This window comes from Streptomyces eurocidicus, assembly GCF_002891295.1.
GTDB lineage: Bacteria > Actinomycetota > Actinomycetes > Streptomycetales > Streptomycetaceae > Streptomyces > Streptomyces eurocidicus.
Genome location: NZ_LGUI01000009.1, coordinates 342815 through 360811, shown reverse-complemented (window position 1 = coordinate 360811; position 17997 = coordinate 342815). Strand labels below are relative to the sequence as shown.

Here is a 17997-nt window from a genome sequence, read left to right as displayed (position 1 = left end):
CGCGGGGAACTGCGCGACCAGCCACGACGCACCCGCGGACGACTCGCCGGAGTTCCAGCGGAGCGCTTAGGCGGTTCGGCCGTGCGCGGGGCGGGTCGGGATTTCCGGCCCGCCCTGGCGGCCGAGGACAGGGCCGGGGTCCGGGGCGGAGCCCCGAGTCCCGGGCGTCAGCCCGTATGCAGCGGCGCGCAGCCTATGCGTGCCGCCACCGCGTCCACGAAGGCCGGGAACGAGCGCCGTGGGTCGTCCAGCCGCGTATGGGTCCGTCCAGGACCCACCCGCATCGCGAAGACCGTCGGTCTGCCGTCGCACTCCGCCCTCAGCAGTGCCCCCGCCGCGTCCATCCGCCCCCGCCCCCGCCAGCCCGGGGCCGGCGGCGAGTCGCCAGTCAGACCGTCGAAGAGGGCGACGATCCTGGGCCGCCCGACCATCGTGAACCGGGCCGCCGGGCGTCCGTCGTCGCCCTCGGCCACCGCGCACGACTGAAGGTCGTCCCCGGCGCCGCCGGCCACCGTGTCGGTCAGGTGCTCCCCGGCGGCGTCCTCGCCCAGCCCGGGGATCGCGCACCGCCCCGCCGGCGCGTCCGGGGCCGGCGGCGTGGACGACGCGAGCGGCTCCGGGCGGAGCCGTAGGGACGGCGCCTCGGAGCAACGCGTCGTCTCCGTCGCGCGGTTGGCGGCCCGGACGAGCAACTCGCCCGTCCGCGCGGGGGAGTCCTCGGGGAACCCCGGATGGCTGCCCCTGTCGACGGCGTCCGTGAACGAGCTGGTGAGCGTCACGACCGACGGGCGGCCGCCCACGTCGCAGCTCTCCGGCAGCACCAGCGCGCCCGATCCGTCGGCCGTGAACCCGGGCAGCAGGCCGGGCAGCGCCCGGTCACCGCCCGCGAACAGCCCGCCGACCCACTCCCGCCGCCCCGCGACGTCGCTCGGGCCCGTGCCGAGCCGCACCTCGATCCGCTGCTCGTACGCCCCCGCGCCGCGGCCGCCCCGCCAGCTGACGACGCAATGGCCGCGCGGCCGCTCCCGGGTGGGGACGCTCTCCTCGGCGGCGCGCTCGCCGCCGCCGTCCCGGAACGGGCCCGCCCCCTCCGTCCAGGCGCCCCAGCAGTACGTCCGGCGGGCGAGCGGCGTGGACTGCGTCTGCCAGAGCGCGACCAGGGCGGCCACGAGGGCGGCGACCGCCAGGAAGCCGGTGAGCACGCGCACCTTGCGCTCGGCCTGCCCGGTGGGCCGCGGCGGGCTGTACGACATCGCATTCCCCCCGACCGTCCGTCACGGAACTGCTGTGCGGGAGATCGTAGTGCGAGCCACAGACATTCGACGCGTCGGTTCGCGCCACCGATGCCATGTGATATGTGCTGTGTGTACGTTGAACAGTACTATGAGCAGATCTTGCCCGGTTGGGGCACCGTACCCTCCAACAGGTACGCGTCCACCACTTCCTTGACGCACGCGTTGCCGCCGTCGTACGCGCCGTGCCCTTGTCCCCGGTAGGTGAGCTCCACTCCTACCCCCGGGCCCAGCTCGCGCGCCATCGCGCGCGCCCCCTCGTAAGGGGTAGCCGGGTCACCGGTGTTGCCGACCACGAGGATCGGCGGCGCGCCCTTGGCGCTCACGTCCGGGGTCCGCCACTCGCCCTTGACCGGCCAGCCGGTGCACTGGGTGAGGCTCCAGGCCATGAAGTCCCCGAACACGGGGGAGGCCCTGCGGAACTCCGGCGCCTTCGCCTCGATCTCGACCGCCGTGTACCGCTGCGCGAAGTCCGCGCACGTGATGGCGTTGAGCGACGCCTGGAGCGTGCTGTAACGCCCGTCCTGGCCCCGGCCGTTCAGCGCGTCCGCGAGGGCGAGAAGCAGCTTCCCGTCGCCGTTCTCCGCGTCCTCGATGCCCTCCGTGAGGTAGTCCCAGAAGTCCTGCGAGTACAGGGCCTGGGCGATGCCCGCCGTGGCGAGCGAGCGGGTCAGCTCGCGGCCGCCCGCGCCGGGCACGGGCTTCTTGTCCAGCCGCCGCAGCAGTTCCCCGATCTGCTGCTCCGTCGGGCAGTTGTCGGAGTTCTTCACGCATGCGTCCATGTAGTTGCCCAGGGCCAGCTGGAACCCCTTCGCCTGGCCCAGGGAGCCCTGCACGGGGTCGCTGGTCGGGTCCACGACGCCGTCGAAGAGGGCCCTGCCCACCTTGTCCGGGAACAAGTGGGCGTACACCCCGCCCAGTTCGGTGCCGTACGAGACGCCGAAGTAGTGCAGCTTGTCGTCGCCCAGCACCCGCCGCATCAGGTCCATGTCGCGGGCCGCGTTCGACGTCCCCACATGCGGCAGGATCTTCCCCGCCCGCTTCTCGCACGCCTGCGCGTACTTTCCCACCCGCTCGACCAGGCTCTTCGCCTGTTCTTTGGTGTCGGGGGCCGCGTCGGCCGCGTAGTACGCGTCCAGTTCCTTGTCGCTCAGACAGGTGATGCCGCTGCTGCGGCCCACGCCTCGCGGGTCGAAGCTCACCAGATCGTAACGAGTGCGCAGTTTGGTGTAGTCGTCGGCGAACGCCGGGAGCGTGGTGATGCCCGAGCCGCCGGGGCCGCCGAAGTTGAACACCAGGGAGCCGATGCGGTGGGCCCGGTCGGTGGCCTTCGCCCGGATCAGCGCGAGGTCGACGCTGCCGTTCCCCGGGTTGCCGTAGTCCAGGGGCGCGCGCAGCGTCGAGCACTCCCAGTCGGCGCCCGGCGCCTTGCCCGTCGCCCCGCTCTCACTGCCGCTCGGCGCCGGGCAGGGCTTCCAGTTCAGCCGCTGGCGCTCCGGGGCGGCGGCCGCCGCCGCTGCCGACGCCGAGCCGCCGTTCTCGCCGCCGCCCGCGCAGCTGACGGCGCTGAGGGTCAGCAGCGCGGCGCACAACAGGCCCCCGGCCCTTACGGAACTGGACAACGGCGCGCTCCCGGGGTCGAGGGCTGAGGGGCCGGAGAAAGGGGCCGACTGCCATCTTGCGGGGCGGCGGGCGGGGGTGCGCGCGGGGTGGGGCGTTCGGGGCACGCGGGGCCGATTCGGGGCGCTGGGGTTGGCATCCCTGGGGTGCGGCCGGGCCGCCTCACCGCTAGAGCGGTACGAAGGTGACCTCTGTTGCTTTTACGCTGACCCAGACCCGTACGCCCTCCGCCAGGCCGAGGTCCGCCGCCGCCGACGGGGTCACCTCCGCGACCACGTCCGGTTCGCCGGCCACGAGGACGCGGAGCCGGGCGCCTTGTGTCGTGATCTCGCGGATCGTGCCGGGCCAGACGTTGCGGGGGCTGCCGTCCGTGGGGCGGGTGGTGTGCAGGGACACGGCCTCCGGGCCGGTCACCGCCAGGCCCGGGGTCGTGCCTTCCCTACGATCCGTTTCCCCTGTCGGCGGGGCCGCGACGAGGGTCGTGCCGCCGTCCAGCACCACCGTTCCCTCCGCCGTGGACTTTCCCGGCCACGCGTTCCGGCCCAGCATCCGGGCCACCCAGGGCGAGCGGGGGTGACGGGTCAGCTCGGCGGGCGTCGCGTACTGCACCGTGCGGCCGTCCTCCAGCACGAGGACGCGGTCGGCGAGCGACACGGCCTCCACGGGGTCGTGGGTGACCAGCAGGCAGACGCCCGGGAAGTCCGCGAGGTGGGTGCGCAGGGTGTGCCGGACGTGCGCCCGGGTCGACTGGTCGAGCGCGGCCAGCGGCTCGTCCAGGAGCAGCAGCCGGGGGCGGGCGGCGAGGGCGCGGGCCAGGGCCACGCGCTGGGCCTGGCCGCCGCTGAGGCTGCCGGGGCGGCGGCGCGCGAGCTCGCCGACGTCCAGCCGGTCGAGCCAGTGCCGGGCCTCGTGGTGGGCCTCGGCGCGGGGGACGCCCTGGGCTCGGAGGCCGTAGGCGGTGTTGGCGAGGGCGGTCAGGTGGGGGAAGAGGGCGCCGTCCTGGGGGACCCAGGAGATGCGCCGGGTGTGCGGGGGGCTGTCGGAGGCGTCGGTGTCGCCCAGTCGGAGGGGTCTGGCGGTCGCTCGGTCGGTCAGGCCGAGGAGGGCGCGGAGGAGGGTGGTCTTTCCCGCGCCGTTGGGGCCCACTACGGCGATGGTGGTGCCCGATTCGGCCTCGATGCGGGTGGTGGTGGCGCCTTCGACCGTGGTGTGCAGCGGGTGCGGGGTGGGGTCGGGGGCGGGACGGGGAGGGTCCTCCGGGGCTGCATGATTTACGGCCCCTGTTCCACGGGTGAGGAGCCCCGAAATTTGCCGCAAATCATTCCCCCAGCTACCGCTGGGGGTGCCCCCAACGCCCTCTCCGGAGCCCTCCCCGTCCCGCCCCCTTCCGCCTCCGTGCGGCTGCGGGCCGCCCAGCCAGCGGCCTCGTAGGGCCAGGAGTACCGCTGTCGCGATCGCGAGCAGGAGGAGCGATACGGCTGTCGCTCCTTCCGGGTCCTCCTGGAGGAGCAGGTAGACCTGGAGGGGGAGGGTCTGTGTGGTGCCCGGGAGGTTGCCCGCGAAGGTGATCGTCGCGCCGAACTCGCCCAGGGCGCGGGCCCAGCTGAGCGCCGCCCCGGCCAGCAGACCGGGGGCGATCATAGGGAGGGTGATGGTCCGGAAGACCCGGAGGGGTGTCGCCCCCAGGGTCGTCGCGGTCTCCTCGTAGCGCGGGTGGAGGCTTTCCAGCGCTCCTTCCAGGCTGATGACGAGGAAGGGCATGGACACGAATGCCGACGCCACGACCGCTCCGGCCGTGGAGAACGGCAGGGTGACGCCGAACCATGTCTCCAGCCAGGGGCCCAGTACGCCGCGTCGGCCGAAGCCTTGGAGCAGTGCCACGCCGGCCACGGTCGGCGGCAGGACCATCGGGAGCATCACCAGGCTGCGTACGAGCGCCTTACCGGGGAAGTCCCGGCGGGCCAGCAGCCATGCCAGGGGGACGCCCAGGACCAGGGAGAGCAGGAGGGCCCAGCCGGAGACCAGGAGGGACAGTCCCAGCGCCTCGGAGACCTCGTGCGAGCCCAGGCGGGACGGCAGCGTGTCCCAGGGGGTCCGGGCGAGGATGCCGAGCAGGGGGAGGAGCAGGAAGGCGACGGCCAGGACGGCCGGCAGCCCGAGCGCCAGGGGCGTGCGCCCCCGGCGCGGGCCCTTCCTCACGGCTGCTGGAAGCCGGCGGCGCGGAGCAGCTTCTGCGCCTCGTCCGTGCTCAGCCACTTCACGAAGTCGCCCGCCTCCTTGGTGTGCGCGGAGTTCTTTAGGGCGGCGGCGGGGTAGGAGGCGACGGCGTTCTGCGCGTCGGGCACGGTGACGGTCGCGACCTTGCCCTTGGCCGCGGCGGCGTCGGTGAGGTAGACGATCCCGGCGTCGGCCTCGCCCAGCGAGACCTTGCTGAGGACGGCCCGGACGTTCGGCTCCTGGGAGACCGGCTTGACGGTGACGTGCTGCTGGTCCAGGACCTTCTTGCTGTACCGGCCCACGGGTACCTCGGGCGCGGCCAGTACGACCTTGAGCTCGCCGCGGGAGAGGTCGGAGAGGCCCTTGACGCCCTTGGGGTTGTCCTTGGCGGTGGCGATGGTCAGCCGGTTCTTCGCGATGACCGTGGGCGTACCGGTCTCCGACCGCAGGTCGTCCATGGTCTTGGTATCCGCGGTGACCAGGGCGTCGGCGGGCACGCCCTGGCGGACCTGGGAGGCCAGCTCCTGCGACCCGGCGAAGGAGAACTTCACGGTGGTGCCGGGGTGCGCCTTCTCGTACGCCGTCCCGGCCTGCTTGAAGACGTCGGTGAGGGAGGCGGCGGCGAGGACGGTGAGGGTCGTCTTCGACCCGTCGGCGTCGTTCGTCCCGTCGCCCTTCTTGTCGTCGCTGCCGCAGCCCGCCAGGAGCAGGGCGGCGGCCGCCGTGAGCGCGGGCAGGGCGAGGCGGTGGGTGCGGGGCATCGGGATCTCCGGTTCAGGCGCGGTCGATGTGCACGTTGGTGGCCTTCACCCGGGCCACGGCCTCCATCCCGACGGCCAGCCCCAGTTCCTCCACGGCCTCCCGGGTGAGCAGCGAGACGAGCCGGTGCGGACCGGCCTGGATCTCGACCTGGGCGGCCACGTCGCCGAGCTTCACGGCCGTGATGATCCCGGGGAACGCGTTCCGGGCGGAGGTGTACGCGGCCTCCTCGCCGCTCCCCTCGGCGGCGAGCGCGACGGAGAACGCGGCGAGATCGGTCCCGTCGATGAGCCGCTTCCCCGCCTCGTCCCGCCGGGTGGGTATCCGCCCGGCGTCGGCCCACCGGCGGACGGTGTCGGGACTGACACCGAGGAGACGGGCGGCTCGGCCGATGGGGTAGGAGGCTTGCATGTGCGGCAGATTATGGGGGTGTGGCGCGCAGATGCAAGGCGGGAGGGGTGGTGGGGGTTGTATGTGCGGGACGGTGGCCCCCCGCAGCGGCACCCGAACCGGGGCTCTGCCCCGGACCCCGGTCCTCAAACGCCGGACGGGCTGAGTTGTCGCCCGGAACCGGGCTGAGAGGTTGTTGCCAGGGGCCGGGCGGAAAGCCGAGCTCGGACAGGCGGGAAATCCAGCCCGGCCGGCGATTGAGGCCATCGCGCGGCAGCGCGGAAAGGGGGCCCGGGGATCTCCCCGGTTACGGGAAGGGGCGGGGCTGGGGAAAAGCCCCGCGCAGCGGCAACCCGCCGCCGGGCCCCTGGCCGCCCCCCGACGCAGGGGCAGCAGCCTGCTAAATCGCTCCCTTGCGCGTCAGATGCGTAAACGAGATCCACCCCGGCAACACCGGCAACCACAACGTCATCAGCCGGAACAACAGCACCGCCGGCGCCGCCTGCTCCGCCGGCAACCCCGCGAACGTCAGCGCACCCGTGAGAGCGAACTCCACCGCGCCCACACCACCCGGCGTCGGCGCCGCCGACCCCAGCGCGTTGGCCGTCAGATACACGACGGCGATGCTCGCGTAGCTCAGCTCCCCGCCGAACGCGCGGATCGCGGCGTCGAGGCACATCACGTTCGCGGCCGTCAGCAGCAGCATGCCGCCGATGCCGGCGAAGAGCTTCTGCGGCCGCTGGAGCACGTCCAGCATGCGCGGCACGACGCCCGCGAACAGCGACCGCACCCGGGTCGAGACGAACTTCCGCAGGACCGGGATGGCGGCCACGACGAGGACCAGCACCGCCGCCGTCAGCAGGCCGCCGATCACCGTCCGGGAGGGGCCGATCGACGAGCTGCGTTCCGTGCCGGTGACGTAGCCGAAGGACAGCAGCAGCATGATGTGGCAGGCCAGGCCGAAGAGCTGGGACGCGCCGACGCTCGCCACCGCCAGGCCGGGGCGGACGCCCGCGCGCTGGAGGAAGCGGGTGTTGAGCGCGACACCGCCCACCGCCGCCGGGGCCACCAGCTTGACGAAGGAGCCCGCCACCTGGGCCAGGACCGTCCGGCCGAAGGGCACCTTCTCGGGCACGAAGCCGAGCAGGCTCATCGCCGCCGCCACGTAGGTGAGGACCTGGAAGGCCACCGCCACCGCCACCCACGCCCAGTTGGCCTTGTCGACGAGGTCGCCGAAGCGCACGTGCGTCAGCTGGGAGAGCAGGAAGTACGCGGCGAAGGCGCCGGCCACGAAGCTGATGAGCGTACGGGGCTTGATCCGCTCCAGGCGGACCGGCTCTATCGGCGCCTGCGGGCGGATCAGCAGCACCTGGCGGCGGATCTGCGCCAGCAGGTCCTCCTCGCGGGCCCCCTCCAGGGCCTCGTCGATCGCCTTCTTCTCCGCCTGCCGCTCGGCCTTGAGCGCCTTACGGTCGCTCACCGCCTCGGCCGCCGGGGCCGTGCCGGCGTCGGCGGCCTGCGCGGCCTTCGCCTCCTTGGCCGCGCGCGCGGTCTCCAGCACCGTCTCCCGCTCCCGCTGGGCCCGCTCCCGGGCCAGCTGCCGGAGCGTCGCCCGGCTGACGCGGGTCAGCGCCAGCGGCTGGAGCAGCGGGAGGCTGTCGGCGACCGCGTCGGGGCCGAGCACCTCCACACCGGTGGCCACCGCCCGCTCGGCCCCGACCCGCAGGCCCAGGGTGACGAGCAGCTGGGCCACGTCCATGCGCAGCACCAGGTCGCCGGCGGCGATCTCACCACCGCGCAGGTCGGTCAGGACGACATTGCCGGAACGATCCACCAGGAGGGCGTCGCCGTCCAGCCTGCGGTGGGCGATCCGGCGCGACTGGAGGGCCTGCACCTGCCGCCAGGCGCCCGCCATCAGCTCGTCGGTGATCTCTTCCGTGGGCACGGCGCCCAGGGCACGGCCGCCGATGTGCTCGTAGACGAGCATGACCGCGTCCGGGCCCAGCTCGGAGGTGGCGATCAGCTTGGGGGCGTTGGCGCCGGCGGCGATGGCCGCGTAGGCGAGCAGCGCCTCCTGTTCGAGGGCCTGGCGCAGCGACTGGAGGCTGCGCCGCTGGGTGATGCCGCGCAGCGCCAGGCGCTGCCAGACCCGGTAGAAGAAGCCCTGCGCCTGCTGCTCGCGGTCGACGACCGTGACGTCCAGCGGCGGGCCGTCCTCCAGGGTGACGATGTACCGCCGGCCGCGGTCGTGGGGCTGCTCCCCGCCCACCGCGTCGGCGCTGTCCTCGGTGCGCAGGGCGGTGACCGGCTTGAAGCCGACCCGGCGCAGCCCGGAGAGGAGGTGCCGGCCCGTGGGCCGGACGTTCGGGGAGCCGACGGCGTAGAGGGTGCCGTAGGCGACCGTCCAGCCGATCAGCACGGTGGTGACGATCGAGAACGGCGTGGTGTAGCCGTTGACCAGCACCGCGAAGGCGTCCAGGAGCAGGACGGCCCACATCGCGACCCGCCAGCGCGGGCGCCGGGACATCCCGACGGCCGTCATATAGGCGATCACGGGGGCCAGATAGCCGTGCACCGGGTCGGTGAGCCCGCCCGTGGGCGCGGGCTGGGTGAGGGCGTCGCGGATCGAGTCGGGCGCCGTTCTCGCCACCCACAGGTCGGTGGCGAGCGAGACGCCGTGCGCCAGGACCGCGGCGAGCACGCCGTCGGCGATCCGCAGCCCGTCCCGTTTGATCAGCCGCTCGATGGCGAAGGCCACCGGGACGATGAAGATCGCGATGTTGGCGGCGAGCCCGGCGAAGTTCGCGAGCAGCTGCGGGGCCCGGCCCGTGCTGTCCTTGATGTCCTCTTCCAGGCCCGTGGTGGTGCCGTGGGCGAAGGCCGCGAGGGCGAGGACGAGGGCGATGCCGACGATGCCGAGGAACAGCCGCACCAGGTCGACCGGGCGGTGCACCCGGGCGGGCAGCAGCGGCTCGTCGCCGGAGACCCGGTCGATGTGCGTCTCGCCGCCCTCGCAGGCGTACGCGTCGCCGCCGTCCCGCTCCGGAGAACCGGAGGGATCAGCTCCGGGTTCGTCGCCGGACGCGGGCAGCTCTCCGGGAGCGCCGGCCTCTTCGCGAGGTCCCGCGCCCTGCTTCCGGTCCGTCTTCTCTTCTTGGTCTCGTATCACCAGTCACCGCCCGGAAGATGGTGGCATGGCCCCGCCGGGCGAGGGGGCATCAGGGTGCATTTCGGGGGCGCGGACTCCGGATCGTACGCCCTGTAGTGCGAAGACGCACTCTGGGTGATCTTCGAGGGCGCCCGGAGGGGCCTGCGGGCCGTGCGGTGTCCGTGCCGTGCGGCAGTATGGGCCGGATGAGCGAGGACGTACGAGCGGACGGTGGCGCCTCCGGGGCGCCCGGTGAGCTGCCCGAGTACGCGGAGCGGGTGCTGGCCGTCGCCGAGCTGATTCCGCCCGGCCGGGTGATGACCTACGGGGACGTCGCCGAGTGGCTGGGCGAGGGAGGGCCCCGGCAGGTGGGCCGGGTCATGGCGCTCTACGGCGGAGCCGTGCCGTGGTGGCGGGTGGTGCGCGCCGACGGCGCCCTGCTGCCCGGCCACGAGCTGCGTGCCCTCGCCCACTACCGCGACGAGGGCACCCCGCTGCGGGCGGCCGGCCGGGCGGCCGAGGGACACCTGCCCCGGCTCGCCATGGCACGGGCGCGGTGGGACGGCGACCCCGATGTGACTCCTCACACCTGACAGGATCCGCCGCCGGGGTGCCGTGGGACCACCCCGAGGCCGCTCCCCCCAAGGGCTTACCCGAACGGGTGAGTCTCCGACAGCCGTACGCCGGGTCCCCGGACGCCCTGCGCCCCGGGGCCCGGCTGGCGTAGCGTCGGTAGGCGCCGTCACTCCCAGGTCCCCCGCCCGGACCTCCGGCACCCTCCGCCGCACGACCCTCCGCACCCCCACCAGGACCGGCAACCCACGTGAGCTCCTCCCTTTCGCCCGGCGCGACCCGCCCGCCGCACCCCACGGGTACGTACCGGCTCGTCCGCACCCGGCCGGGCCCCACGGCCCCTCCTGAGCTGGACGCACGCCAGCGCGCCGTGGTTGACCACGGGGACGGGCCGCTGCTGGTCCTCGCGGGACCGGGCACCGGGAAGACGACCACGCTGGTCGAGGCGGTCGCGGAGCGGGTGCGGCGGGGCACCGACCCGGAGCGGATCCTCGTGCTGACCTTCAGCCGTAAGGCCGCCGTCGAGCTGCGCGACCGCATGGCGGACCGGCTGGGCCGCCTGGGCGGGATCCAGGGGCCGCGGGCCACGACCTTCCACTCGTACTGCTACGCCCTGGTCCGCGCCCACCAGGACGTGGACCTCTTCATCGACCCGCTGCGCCTGCTGTCCGGCCCCGAGCAGGACACCGTCGTCCGCGAGCTGCTCGCCGGCCAGGCCGAGCTGGAGCGGGCCGGGCGCGCCCATGTGACCTGGCCCGACGAACTGCGCGCCTGCCTGACCACCCGGGGCTTCGCCGACGAGGTCCGCGCCGTCCTCGCCCGCAGCCGCGAGCTCGGGCTGGGTCCCGGCGCGCTCGGCGACTTCGCCCACCGCACCGGCCGCCCGGACTGGGCCGCCGCCGCGTCCTTCCTCGCGGAGTACCTGGACGTCCTCGACGCCCGGGGCGTCCTCGACTACGCCGAGCTCGTCCACCGCGCCGTGCTGCTCGCCGAGCGCCCCGAGGTCGCCGCGGACCTCGCGCTGCGGTACGACGCGGTCTTCGTCGACGAGTACCAGGACACCGACGCCGCCCAGGCGCGGCTGCTGCGCGCGCTCGCGGGCGGCGGCCGGACGCTGGTCGCCTTCGGCGACCCGGACCAGTCGATCTACGCGTTCCGCGGCGCCGACGTCAACGGCATCCTCGAATTCCCCGACGCCTTCCCGCGCCGGGACGGCACCCCCGCACCCGTCGAGGTGCTGACCACCTCGCGCCGCTCCGCCGCGAACGTCCTCACGGCCACCCGGCTGCTCACCCGCCGGATGCCGCTCACCCGCCTCCCCGCCCGGGCGGTACGCGCCCACCGGGAGCTCGCCGCCGTGCGCGACGGCGGCCGGGTGGAGGCGTACACCTACCCGACCGGGGGCGCCGAGGTCGACAACATCGCCGACGTCCTGCGCCGCGCGCACCTGGAGGACGGCGTCCCCTGGCACGACATGGCCGTCCTCGTCCGCGCCGGCGCCCGCTCCCTGCCGTCCCTCCGCCGCGCCCTGACCTCGGCGGGCGTCCCCGTGGAGACCGACGGCGACGACATCCCCCTGCGCCACGAACCGGCGGTGGCCCCGCTGCTGACGGCCCTGCGGGCGGTCGCGGAGGCCGGGGCGCCCGCGGGGGTGCCCGAAGGGGCGCTTCCGGGGGCTCGTGCGGGGGGTTCGGCAGGGGAGCCCTCCGCCGGGGCGGCCGTGGACGGCCGACCGGAGGCCGGTCGGCCGGCGGACGCGGGCCGCACGGCGGTTCCCGCCGTCGGCGGGGCGGGTGGGGCGGGCGGGGCGGGAACCGTCGGTGCGCACGGCGAGGCGGCTCCGGCGGACAGCGATTCCGGCGCGCCCGGCCGGGACGACCAGGGCGTCAGCGGCGCGCCCGATGCCTCTGAGGTACCTCACCGGGAGGGTGGCGCGGACCGCGTTGCCGGTGGTACACCGGCCTCGGACGCCTCGGACGCCTCGGACGCCTCGGACGCCTCGGACGCCTCGGACGCCTCGGACGCCTCGGACGCCTCGGACGGCCTGGACGGCCTGGACGGCCCGGACGGCCCGGACGCCCTGGACGGCCCGGACGGCCCGGTCGCCCCGGTTGCCCCGGACGTCGCCGACCGGCCCGACGCCGGGCACGCGTCCCCCGGAGAAGGCGGCCCGGCGGGTGACGCCGGGACGCCCTGGCTCGACGCCGAGACCGCGCTCTCCCTGCTCACCTCCCCCCTCGGCGGGATGGACGGCGCCGACCTGCGGCGGCTCGGCCGTGCGCTCCGGGACGAGGAGCGGGCCGCCGGAGCCGACGTGCCCCGGCCGTCCGACGTGCTCATCGCCGAGGCCCTCGCCGAGCCCGAGCGGCTCGCCACGCACGCGCGCTCCTACGCGCGGGGCGCGCAGGTCCTCGGCAAGCTCCTGCGGCGCGTCCGCGACATCCTCGCGGCCGGCGGCACCGCCGAGGAGGCCCTCTGGGCGCTGTGGAACGGCACCCGCTGGCCGGACCGCCTGCAGGGCGCCGCGCACCGGGGCGGCGCCGCCGGGCGCAACGCCGACCGCGACCTGGACGCCGTGTGCGCGCTCTTCGAGACCGCCGCGCGCGCGGAGGACCGCACCGGCGGCCGGGGCGCCCTGAACTTCCTGGACGAACTGGAGGCCCAGGACATAGCGGCCGACGTCCTTACGCGCAAAGCCGTCCGCCCCAACGCCGTAAGGCTGATGACCGCCCACCGCTCCAAGGGCCTGGAGTGGCGGCTCGTCGTCGTCGCGGGCGTCCAGGAGGGCCTCTGGCCCGACCTGCGGCGCCGCGGCTCGCTCCTGGAGGCCGACCGCATCGGACGGGACGGGCTCGCCGAACCGCTCACCCCCGGCGCGCTCCTCGCCGAGGAACGCCGCCTGTTCTACGTGGCCGCCACCCGCGCCCGCGAACGCCTGGTCGTCACCGCCGTCAAGGCGGCGGCCGAGGACGGCGACCAGCCGTCGCGGTTCCTCGCCGAGCTGGGTACCGAACCCGTCGACGTCACCCAGCGCCCGCGCCGCCCCCTGGCCGTGGCCGCCCTGGTGGCCGAGCTGCGGGCCACCACGGTCGACCCCGCCGCCTCGGACGCCCTGCGCGCCGCCGCCGCCGAACGGCTCGCCCGGCTGGCCGCGCTGCGCGACGAGGAGGGCCAGCCGCTCGTACCGGCGGCCCACCCCGACCGCTGGTGGGGCCTGCACGCGCCCACGCACAGCGAGGTGCCGCTGCGCGACCGCGACCACCCCCTCGCCCTGTCCGGCTCCGCCCTCGGCCAGCTCGCGGGCGGCGCCGGCTCCTGCTCGCTCCAGTGGTTCCTCGGCCGTGAGGTGAAGGCGGACGCCCCGGCCACGGCCGCCCAGGGGTTCGGCAACGTCGTGCACGTCCTCGCCGACGAGGTCGCCTCCGGCCGCACCCCGGCCGACCTTGCCGTCCTCATGGAGCGCCTCGACTCCGTGTGGGACGCGCTCGCCTTCGACGCCCCTTGGAAGTCCACCCAGGAGAAGGAGAACGCCCGCGCGGCCCTGGAGCGCTTCCTGCGCTGGCACGTCATGGAGCGCGGCGGCCGGGCGGCCGTCGCCACCGAGCACTCCTTCGACGTCACCCTGAAGACCGCCGACCACCTCGTGCGCATCCGGGGCTCCATGGACCGCGTGGAGGCCGACCGGCACGGCCGCGCCTACGTCGTCGACTTCAAGACCGGCAAGAACCCGGTGTCGGCCGCCGACGTCGAACACCACCCGCAGCTGGCCGTCTACCAGCTCGCCGTCGAGCACGGCGCCGTCGACGACCTCTTCGGCGGCGCCCGGCCCGCCGCGGGCGGCGCCGAGCTCGTACAGCTCCGGCAGGGCGCCCCGAAGCGGGACGGCGGGGACACCGTCCCCAAGGTCCAGGCGCAGGAGCCGATCGGCGCGGGCGAATGGATCGGCGACCTGCTCGCCGAGGCGGCCGGACGGGTCCTGGAGGAGCGCTTCTCCCCGCGCCCCGGCCAGCACTGCGCCCACTGCTCCTTCCGCGCCTCCTGCTCCGCCCGCCCCGAGGGCCGGCAGATCGTCGAATGACGCGCGACGACCCGCTGTCGGTGGGGCCCGTTAGCGTTGATGCCGTGACCCCGCGCCTGACCGACCCCGAGCAGCTCAAGGAGCTCCTCGGCATCCCGTTCACCCCGGAGCAGACGGCCTGCATCACCGCGCCGCCCGCCCCGCAGGTCATCGTGGCCGGCGCCGGATCCGGCAAGACCACGGTCATGGCCGCCCGGGTGGTCTGGCTGGTCGGCACCGGGCAGGTCGCCCCCGAGCAGGTCCTCGGCCTGACGTTCACCAACAAGGCGGCGGGCGAGCTGTCCGAGCGGGTGCGCAAGGCCCTCGCCGAGGCGGGCGTCACCGGCTCCGAGGTCCCCGCCGACCCCGACCAGGCCCCCGGCGACCCCCAGATCTCCACCTACCACGCCTTCGCCGGGCGGCTCCTCAAGGAGCACGGCCTGCGCATCGGCCTGGAGCCCGGCACCCGCCTGCTCGCCGACGCCACCCGCTTCCAGCTCGCCGCCCGGGTCCTGCGCGCCTCGCCCGGCCCCCACCCGGCGCTCACCCGCTCCTTCGGCGACCTGGTGCCCGACCTCCTCGCCCTCGACGGCGAGCTCGCCGAGCACCTCGTACGGCCCGAGGAGCTCCGCGCCCACGACACCGCCCTGCTGGCCGCCCTGGAGGGCGCCCGGCTCTCCAACGCCGACCTGCGCAAGATCCCCGAGGCCGCCCGCGCCCGCCTCGAACTCCTGGAGCTGGTGGAGGCGTACCGCCGGGAGAAGGCCCGCCGCGATCTGCTCGACTTCGGCGACCAGATCGCCCGCTCCGCCGAGCTCGCCCTCACCCGCCCCGAGGTGGGCCGCATCCTGCGCGAGCAGTTCGCCGTCGTCCTCCTCGACGAGTACCAGGACACCTCCGTCGCCCAGCGGCTCCTGCTGTCCGGCCTCTTCGGCGGCGGCACCGGCCACGCCGTCACCGCCGTCGGCGACCCCTGCCAGGCCATCTACGGCTGGCGCGGCGCCTCCGTCGCCAACCTCGACGACTTCCCGCTCCACTTCCCGTACGCCGACGGCAGCCCGGCCCGGCGGTTCTCGCTCAGCGAGAACCGCCGCAGCGGCGGCCGTCTCCTCGACCTGGCCAACGGCCTGGCCGCCGAGCTCCGCGCCCGCCACGAGGGCGTCGAGGCGCTGCGGCCCGCCCCCGGCGCCGAGCGGGAGGGCGTGGTGCGCTGCGCCCTGCTGCCCACCCACGCCGAGGAGCTGGACTGGCTCGCCGACTCCCTCGCCCACCTGGTGCGCACGGGCACCCGCCCCGGCGACATCGCCGTCCTGTGCCGCACCGCCGCGGACTTCGCGCAGATCCAGGCCGCGCTCGTGGAGCGCGACCTGCCGGTCGAGGTCGTCGGCCTCTCCGGCCTGCTGCACCTGCCGGAGATCGCCGACCTCGTCGCCGTCTGCGAGGTGCTCCAGGACCCCACGGCCAACGCCGCGCTCGTCCGGCTCCTGATCGGCCCGCGCTGGCGGATCGGCGCCCGCGACCTGGCACTGCTCGGCCGCCGCGCCCGTACGCTCGTGCCTTACGGCAGCACGGGATCCGACCCCGACCGTCGGCTCGCCGAGGCCGTCGAAGGCGTCGACCCCGCCGAGGTGATCTCCCTCGCCGACGCGCTCGACACCTTCCTCACGGCCGAGGGCGCCGACGACGGCCTGCCGTTCTCGGCCGAGGCCCGGGTCCGCTTCGCCCGGCTCGCGGCGGAGCTGCGCGACCTGCGGCGCGCGCTGGCCGACCCGCTCATGGACGTCCTCCACCGGGTGCTCGCCACCACGGGCCTGGAGGTCGAGCTCTCGGCGTCGCCGCACGCCCTGGCCGCCCGCCGCCGCGAGACGCTCGCGCAGTTCCTGGACATCGCCGCGGGCTTCGCCGCCGTCGACGGCGAGGCCACGCTCCTCGCCTTCCTCGGCTTCCTGCGCACCGCCGCGCAGTACGAGAAGGGGCTCGACAGCTCCCTGCCCGGCGGCGAGGACACCGTCAAGGTCCTCACCGCCCACAAGTCCAAGGGCCTGGAGTGGGACGTGGTCGCCGTCCCCGGCCTCGTCACCAAGACGTTCCCCAGCGAGCAGGCCCGCGAGTCCTGGACGGCCCAGGCCAGGGTCCTCCCGCACACCCTGCGCGGCGACGCCGACACCCTGCCCGAGGCCGGGGAGGGCGGCTGGGACGCCAAGGGCATGGCCGCCTTCAAGGCCGCCATGAAGGAACACCAGCGGATCGAGGAGCTCCGCCTCGGCTACGTCACCTTCACCCGCCCCCGGTCGCTGCTCCTGGGCTCCGGCCACTGGTGGGGCCCCAGCCAGAAGAGGCCCCGCGGCCCGTCGGACTTCCTGGAGGACCTGCGCGCCCACTGCGAGGCGGGCCACGGCGAGATCGAGGTCTGGGCCGACGCCCCGGAGGAGGGCGCGGAGAACCCCGCCCTGGACGAGGCGGACACGGACCGCGCCTGGCCGCTGCCCCTGGACCCGGCGTCCTTCGCCCGCCGTAAGGAGGCCGCGGCCGCCGTCCGGGCCCATCTGGACCGCCTGGCGGCGCTGCCCGGGGACGGGGCGGGGGAGACGCTCGCGGGGCCGCCCGGGGAGGCGGGACCCGCCCACGACCCCGACTGGCCGCCCCCGCCCGAGGACGACGCGGAGTACGAGGACTACGCGGCGCACGAGGGGTACGAGGGGTACGCCGGCTTCGAGGAGGAGCCGGAGCTCGCCGACTGGGACGCCCTGACGACGGTCCGGCCGGTGGCCGCCCCGGATGCCGCGGTGCCCGCGGCCGCCGCCGCGTCGGGTCTCGTGCCGCCCGCCGCTCCGGAGCCCGGGGGTGTGTCGCCCGTGCCCGAGGCCGCCTCGGACGCCGTGGCGGCCGTGCCCGCTGCCGCGTCGGGTTCCGTCCTGAAGCCCGGGGTCGTGCCGCCCGCGCCGGTGGCCGCCTCGGACGTCGTGGTGCCCGTGCCCGCTGCCGCGTCGGGTTCCGTCCTGGAGCCCGGGGTCGTGCCGCCCGCGCCCGAGGCCGTCCCGGATGTCGTGATGCCCGCGGTCGCCGCAGCCCCGGGCCTCGTGCCGCCCGCCGCCCCGGTCTCCGGGCCGGCATCGCCGGCCCCGCCCCCGCCGTCGCGGTGCCCGCGCCCCGGCAGGCGCCGGCCGAGCCGTCCCGGGCGGCCGCCGGCGGCTCCCTCACGCCCGAGGAGGCGCGGCTGGCCGGCTCCTGGGACCGTGATCTGGACGCCCTCGCCGGCGAGCTGCGCAGGGCACGCGCGCGCGTGCGCGACGTCGCCCTGCCGTCGTCGCTCAGCGCCACCCAGCTGGTCCGCCTCGCCGCCGACCCGGACGGCTTCGCGCGGGAGCTCGCCCGGCCCATGCCCCGCCCGCCGCAGCCCGCCGCGCGCCGGGGCACCCGCTTCCACGCCTGGGTCGAGTCCCGCTTCGAGGCCCTGCCGCTGCCCCTGCTCGGCCCCGAGGAACTGCCGGGCGCCGGCGACGACGCGTACGACGGACAGGTCCCGGAGATCACCGACGAGCGGGACCTCGCCGCGCTCAAGGAGGCGTTCGAGCGCACCCCGTACGCCCGCCGCACCCCGCACCGCGTGGAGGTGCCCTTCCAGCTCACCCTCTCGGGCCGAGTGATCCGCGGCCGCATTGACGCCGTCTACCGCGAGCACGGCCCCGAGGGCGACACCTTCGAGATCGTCGACTGGAAGACCGGCCGCACCCAGGACGCGGACCCCCTCCAGCTCGCGATCTACCGCGTCGCCTGGGCCGAACTCCATGGCCTGCCCCTGTCGTCGGTCACGGCCGCGTTCGTCTACGTGCGCGACGGGGAGACCGTCCACCCCGCCGGTCTCCCCGACCGGGCGGGTCTGGAGAAGCTCCTGATGGGGGAGCGGTCTTGAGCAAGCCCGGTCATGGTCACGCCGCGTG

8 protein-coding genes and 1 pseudogene are annotated in these 17997 nt (G+C 75.3%); 3 read left to right on the top strand and 6 right to left on the bottom strand.

Annotation, left to right across the window (positions count from 1 at the left end; genetic code table 11):
- Positions 1–167: 167 nt before the first annotated feature.
- From AF335_RS25605 to AF335_RS25580, 6 genes are all read right to left on the bottom strand, one after another.
- Positions 168–1253 (bottom strand): hypothetical protein, encoded by a 1086-nt coding sequence (locus tag AF335_RS25605; RefSeq protein WP_102920761.1) that lies wholly within the window; start codon positions 1251–1253, stop codon positions 168–170.
- 128 nt (positions 1254–1381) lie between these two features.
- Positions 1382–2914 carry an alpha/beta hydrolase gene (locus AF335_RS25600; RefSeq protein ID WP_102920760.1) on the bottom strand — a complete coding sequence of 511 codons (1533 nt, stop codon included), beginning with the start codon at positions 2912–2914 and terminating at the stop codon, positions 1382–1384.
- Between the two features lie 166 nt (positions 2915–3080).
- Positions 3081–5111, bottom strand: coding sequence for an ABC transporter permease (locus tag AF335_RS25595; RefSeq protein ID WP_102920759.1), 2031 nt, complete (start codon positions 5109–5111; stop codon positions 3081–3083).
- On the bottom strand, positions 5108–5890 hold the full coding sequence (gene modA, locus AF335_RS25590; RefSeq protein WP_102920758.1) for a molybdate ABC transporter substrate-binding protein: 783 nt from the start codon (positions 5888–5890) through the stop codon (positions 5108–5110). Before modA ends, AF335_RS25595 begins: the two co-directional genes overlap by 4 nt.
- A 13-nt stretch (positions 5891–5903) precedes the next feature.
- Positions 5904–6299, bottom strand: a complete 396-nt coding sequence (locus AF335_RS25585) for a TOBE domain-containing protein (RefSeq protein ID WP_087926387.1) — start codon at positions 6297–6299, stop codon at positions 5904–5906.
- A 379-nt stretch (positions 6300–6678) separates the two neighbouring features.
- Positions 6679–9447 carry a lysylphosphatidylglycerol synthase transmembrane domain-containing protein gene (locus AF335_RS25580; protein WP_102920757.1) on the bottom strand — a complete coding sequence of 923 codons (2769 nt, stop codon included), beginning with the start codon at positions 9445–9447 and terminating at the stop codon, positions 6679–6681.
- 176 nt (positions 9448–9623) lie between these two features.
- Between AF335_RS25580 and AF335_RS25575 the strand changes: the two genes are divergently transcribed.
- The 3 genes and pseudogenes from AF335_RS25575 (at position 9624) to AF335_RS25565 (ending at position 17969) form a co-directional block, all read left to right on the top strand.
- A complete protein-coding gene (locus AF335_RS25575) occupies positions 9624–10019 on the top strand; it encodes an MGMT family protein (protein WP_280524645.1) in 396 nt (131 codons plus the stop codon).
- 230 nt (positions 10020–10249) lie between these two features.
- Entirely contained in the window at positions 10250–14077 is a 3828-nt protein-coding gene (locus AF335_RS25570) for a UvrD-helicase domain-containing protein (RefSeq protein WP_102920756.1), read from the top strand.
- A gap of 44 nt (positions 14078–14121) precedes the next feature.
- A pseudogene (locus AF335_RS25565) lies at positions 14122–17969 on the top strand (UvrD-helicase domain-containing protein).
- Positions 17970–17997: the final 28 nt, after the last annotated feature.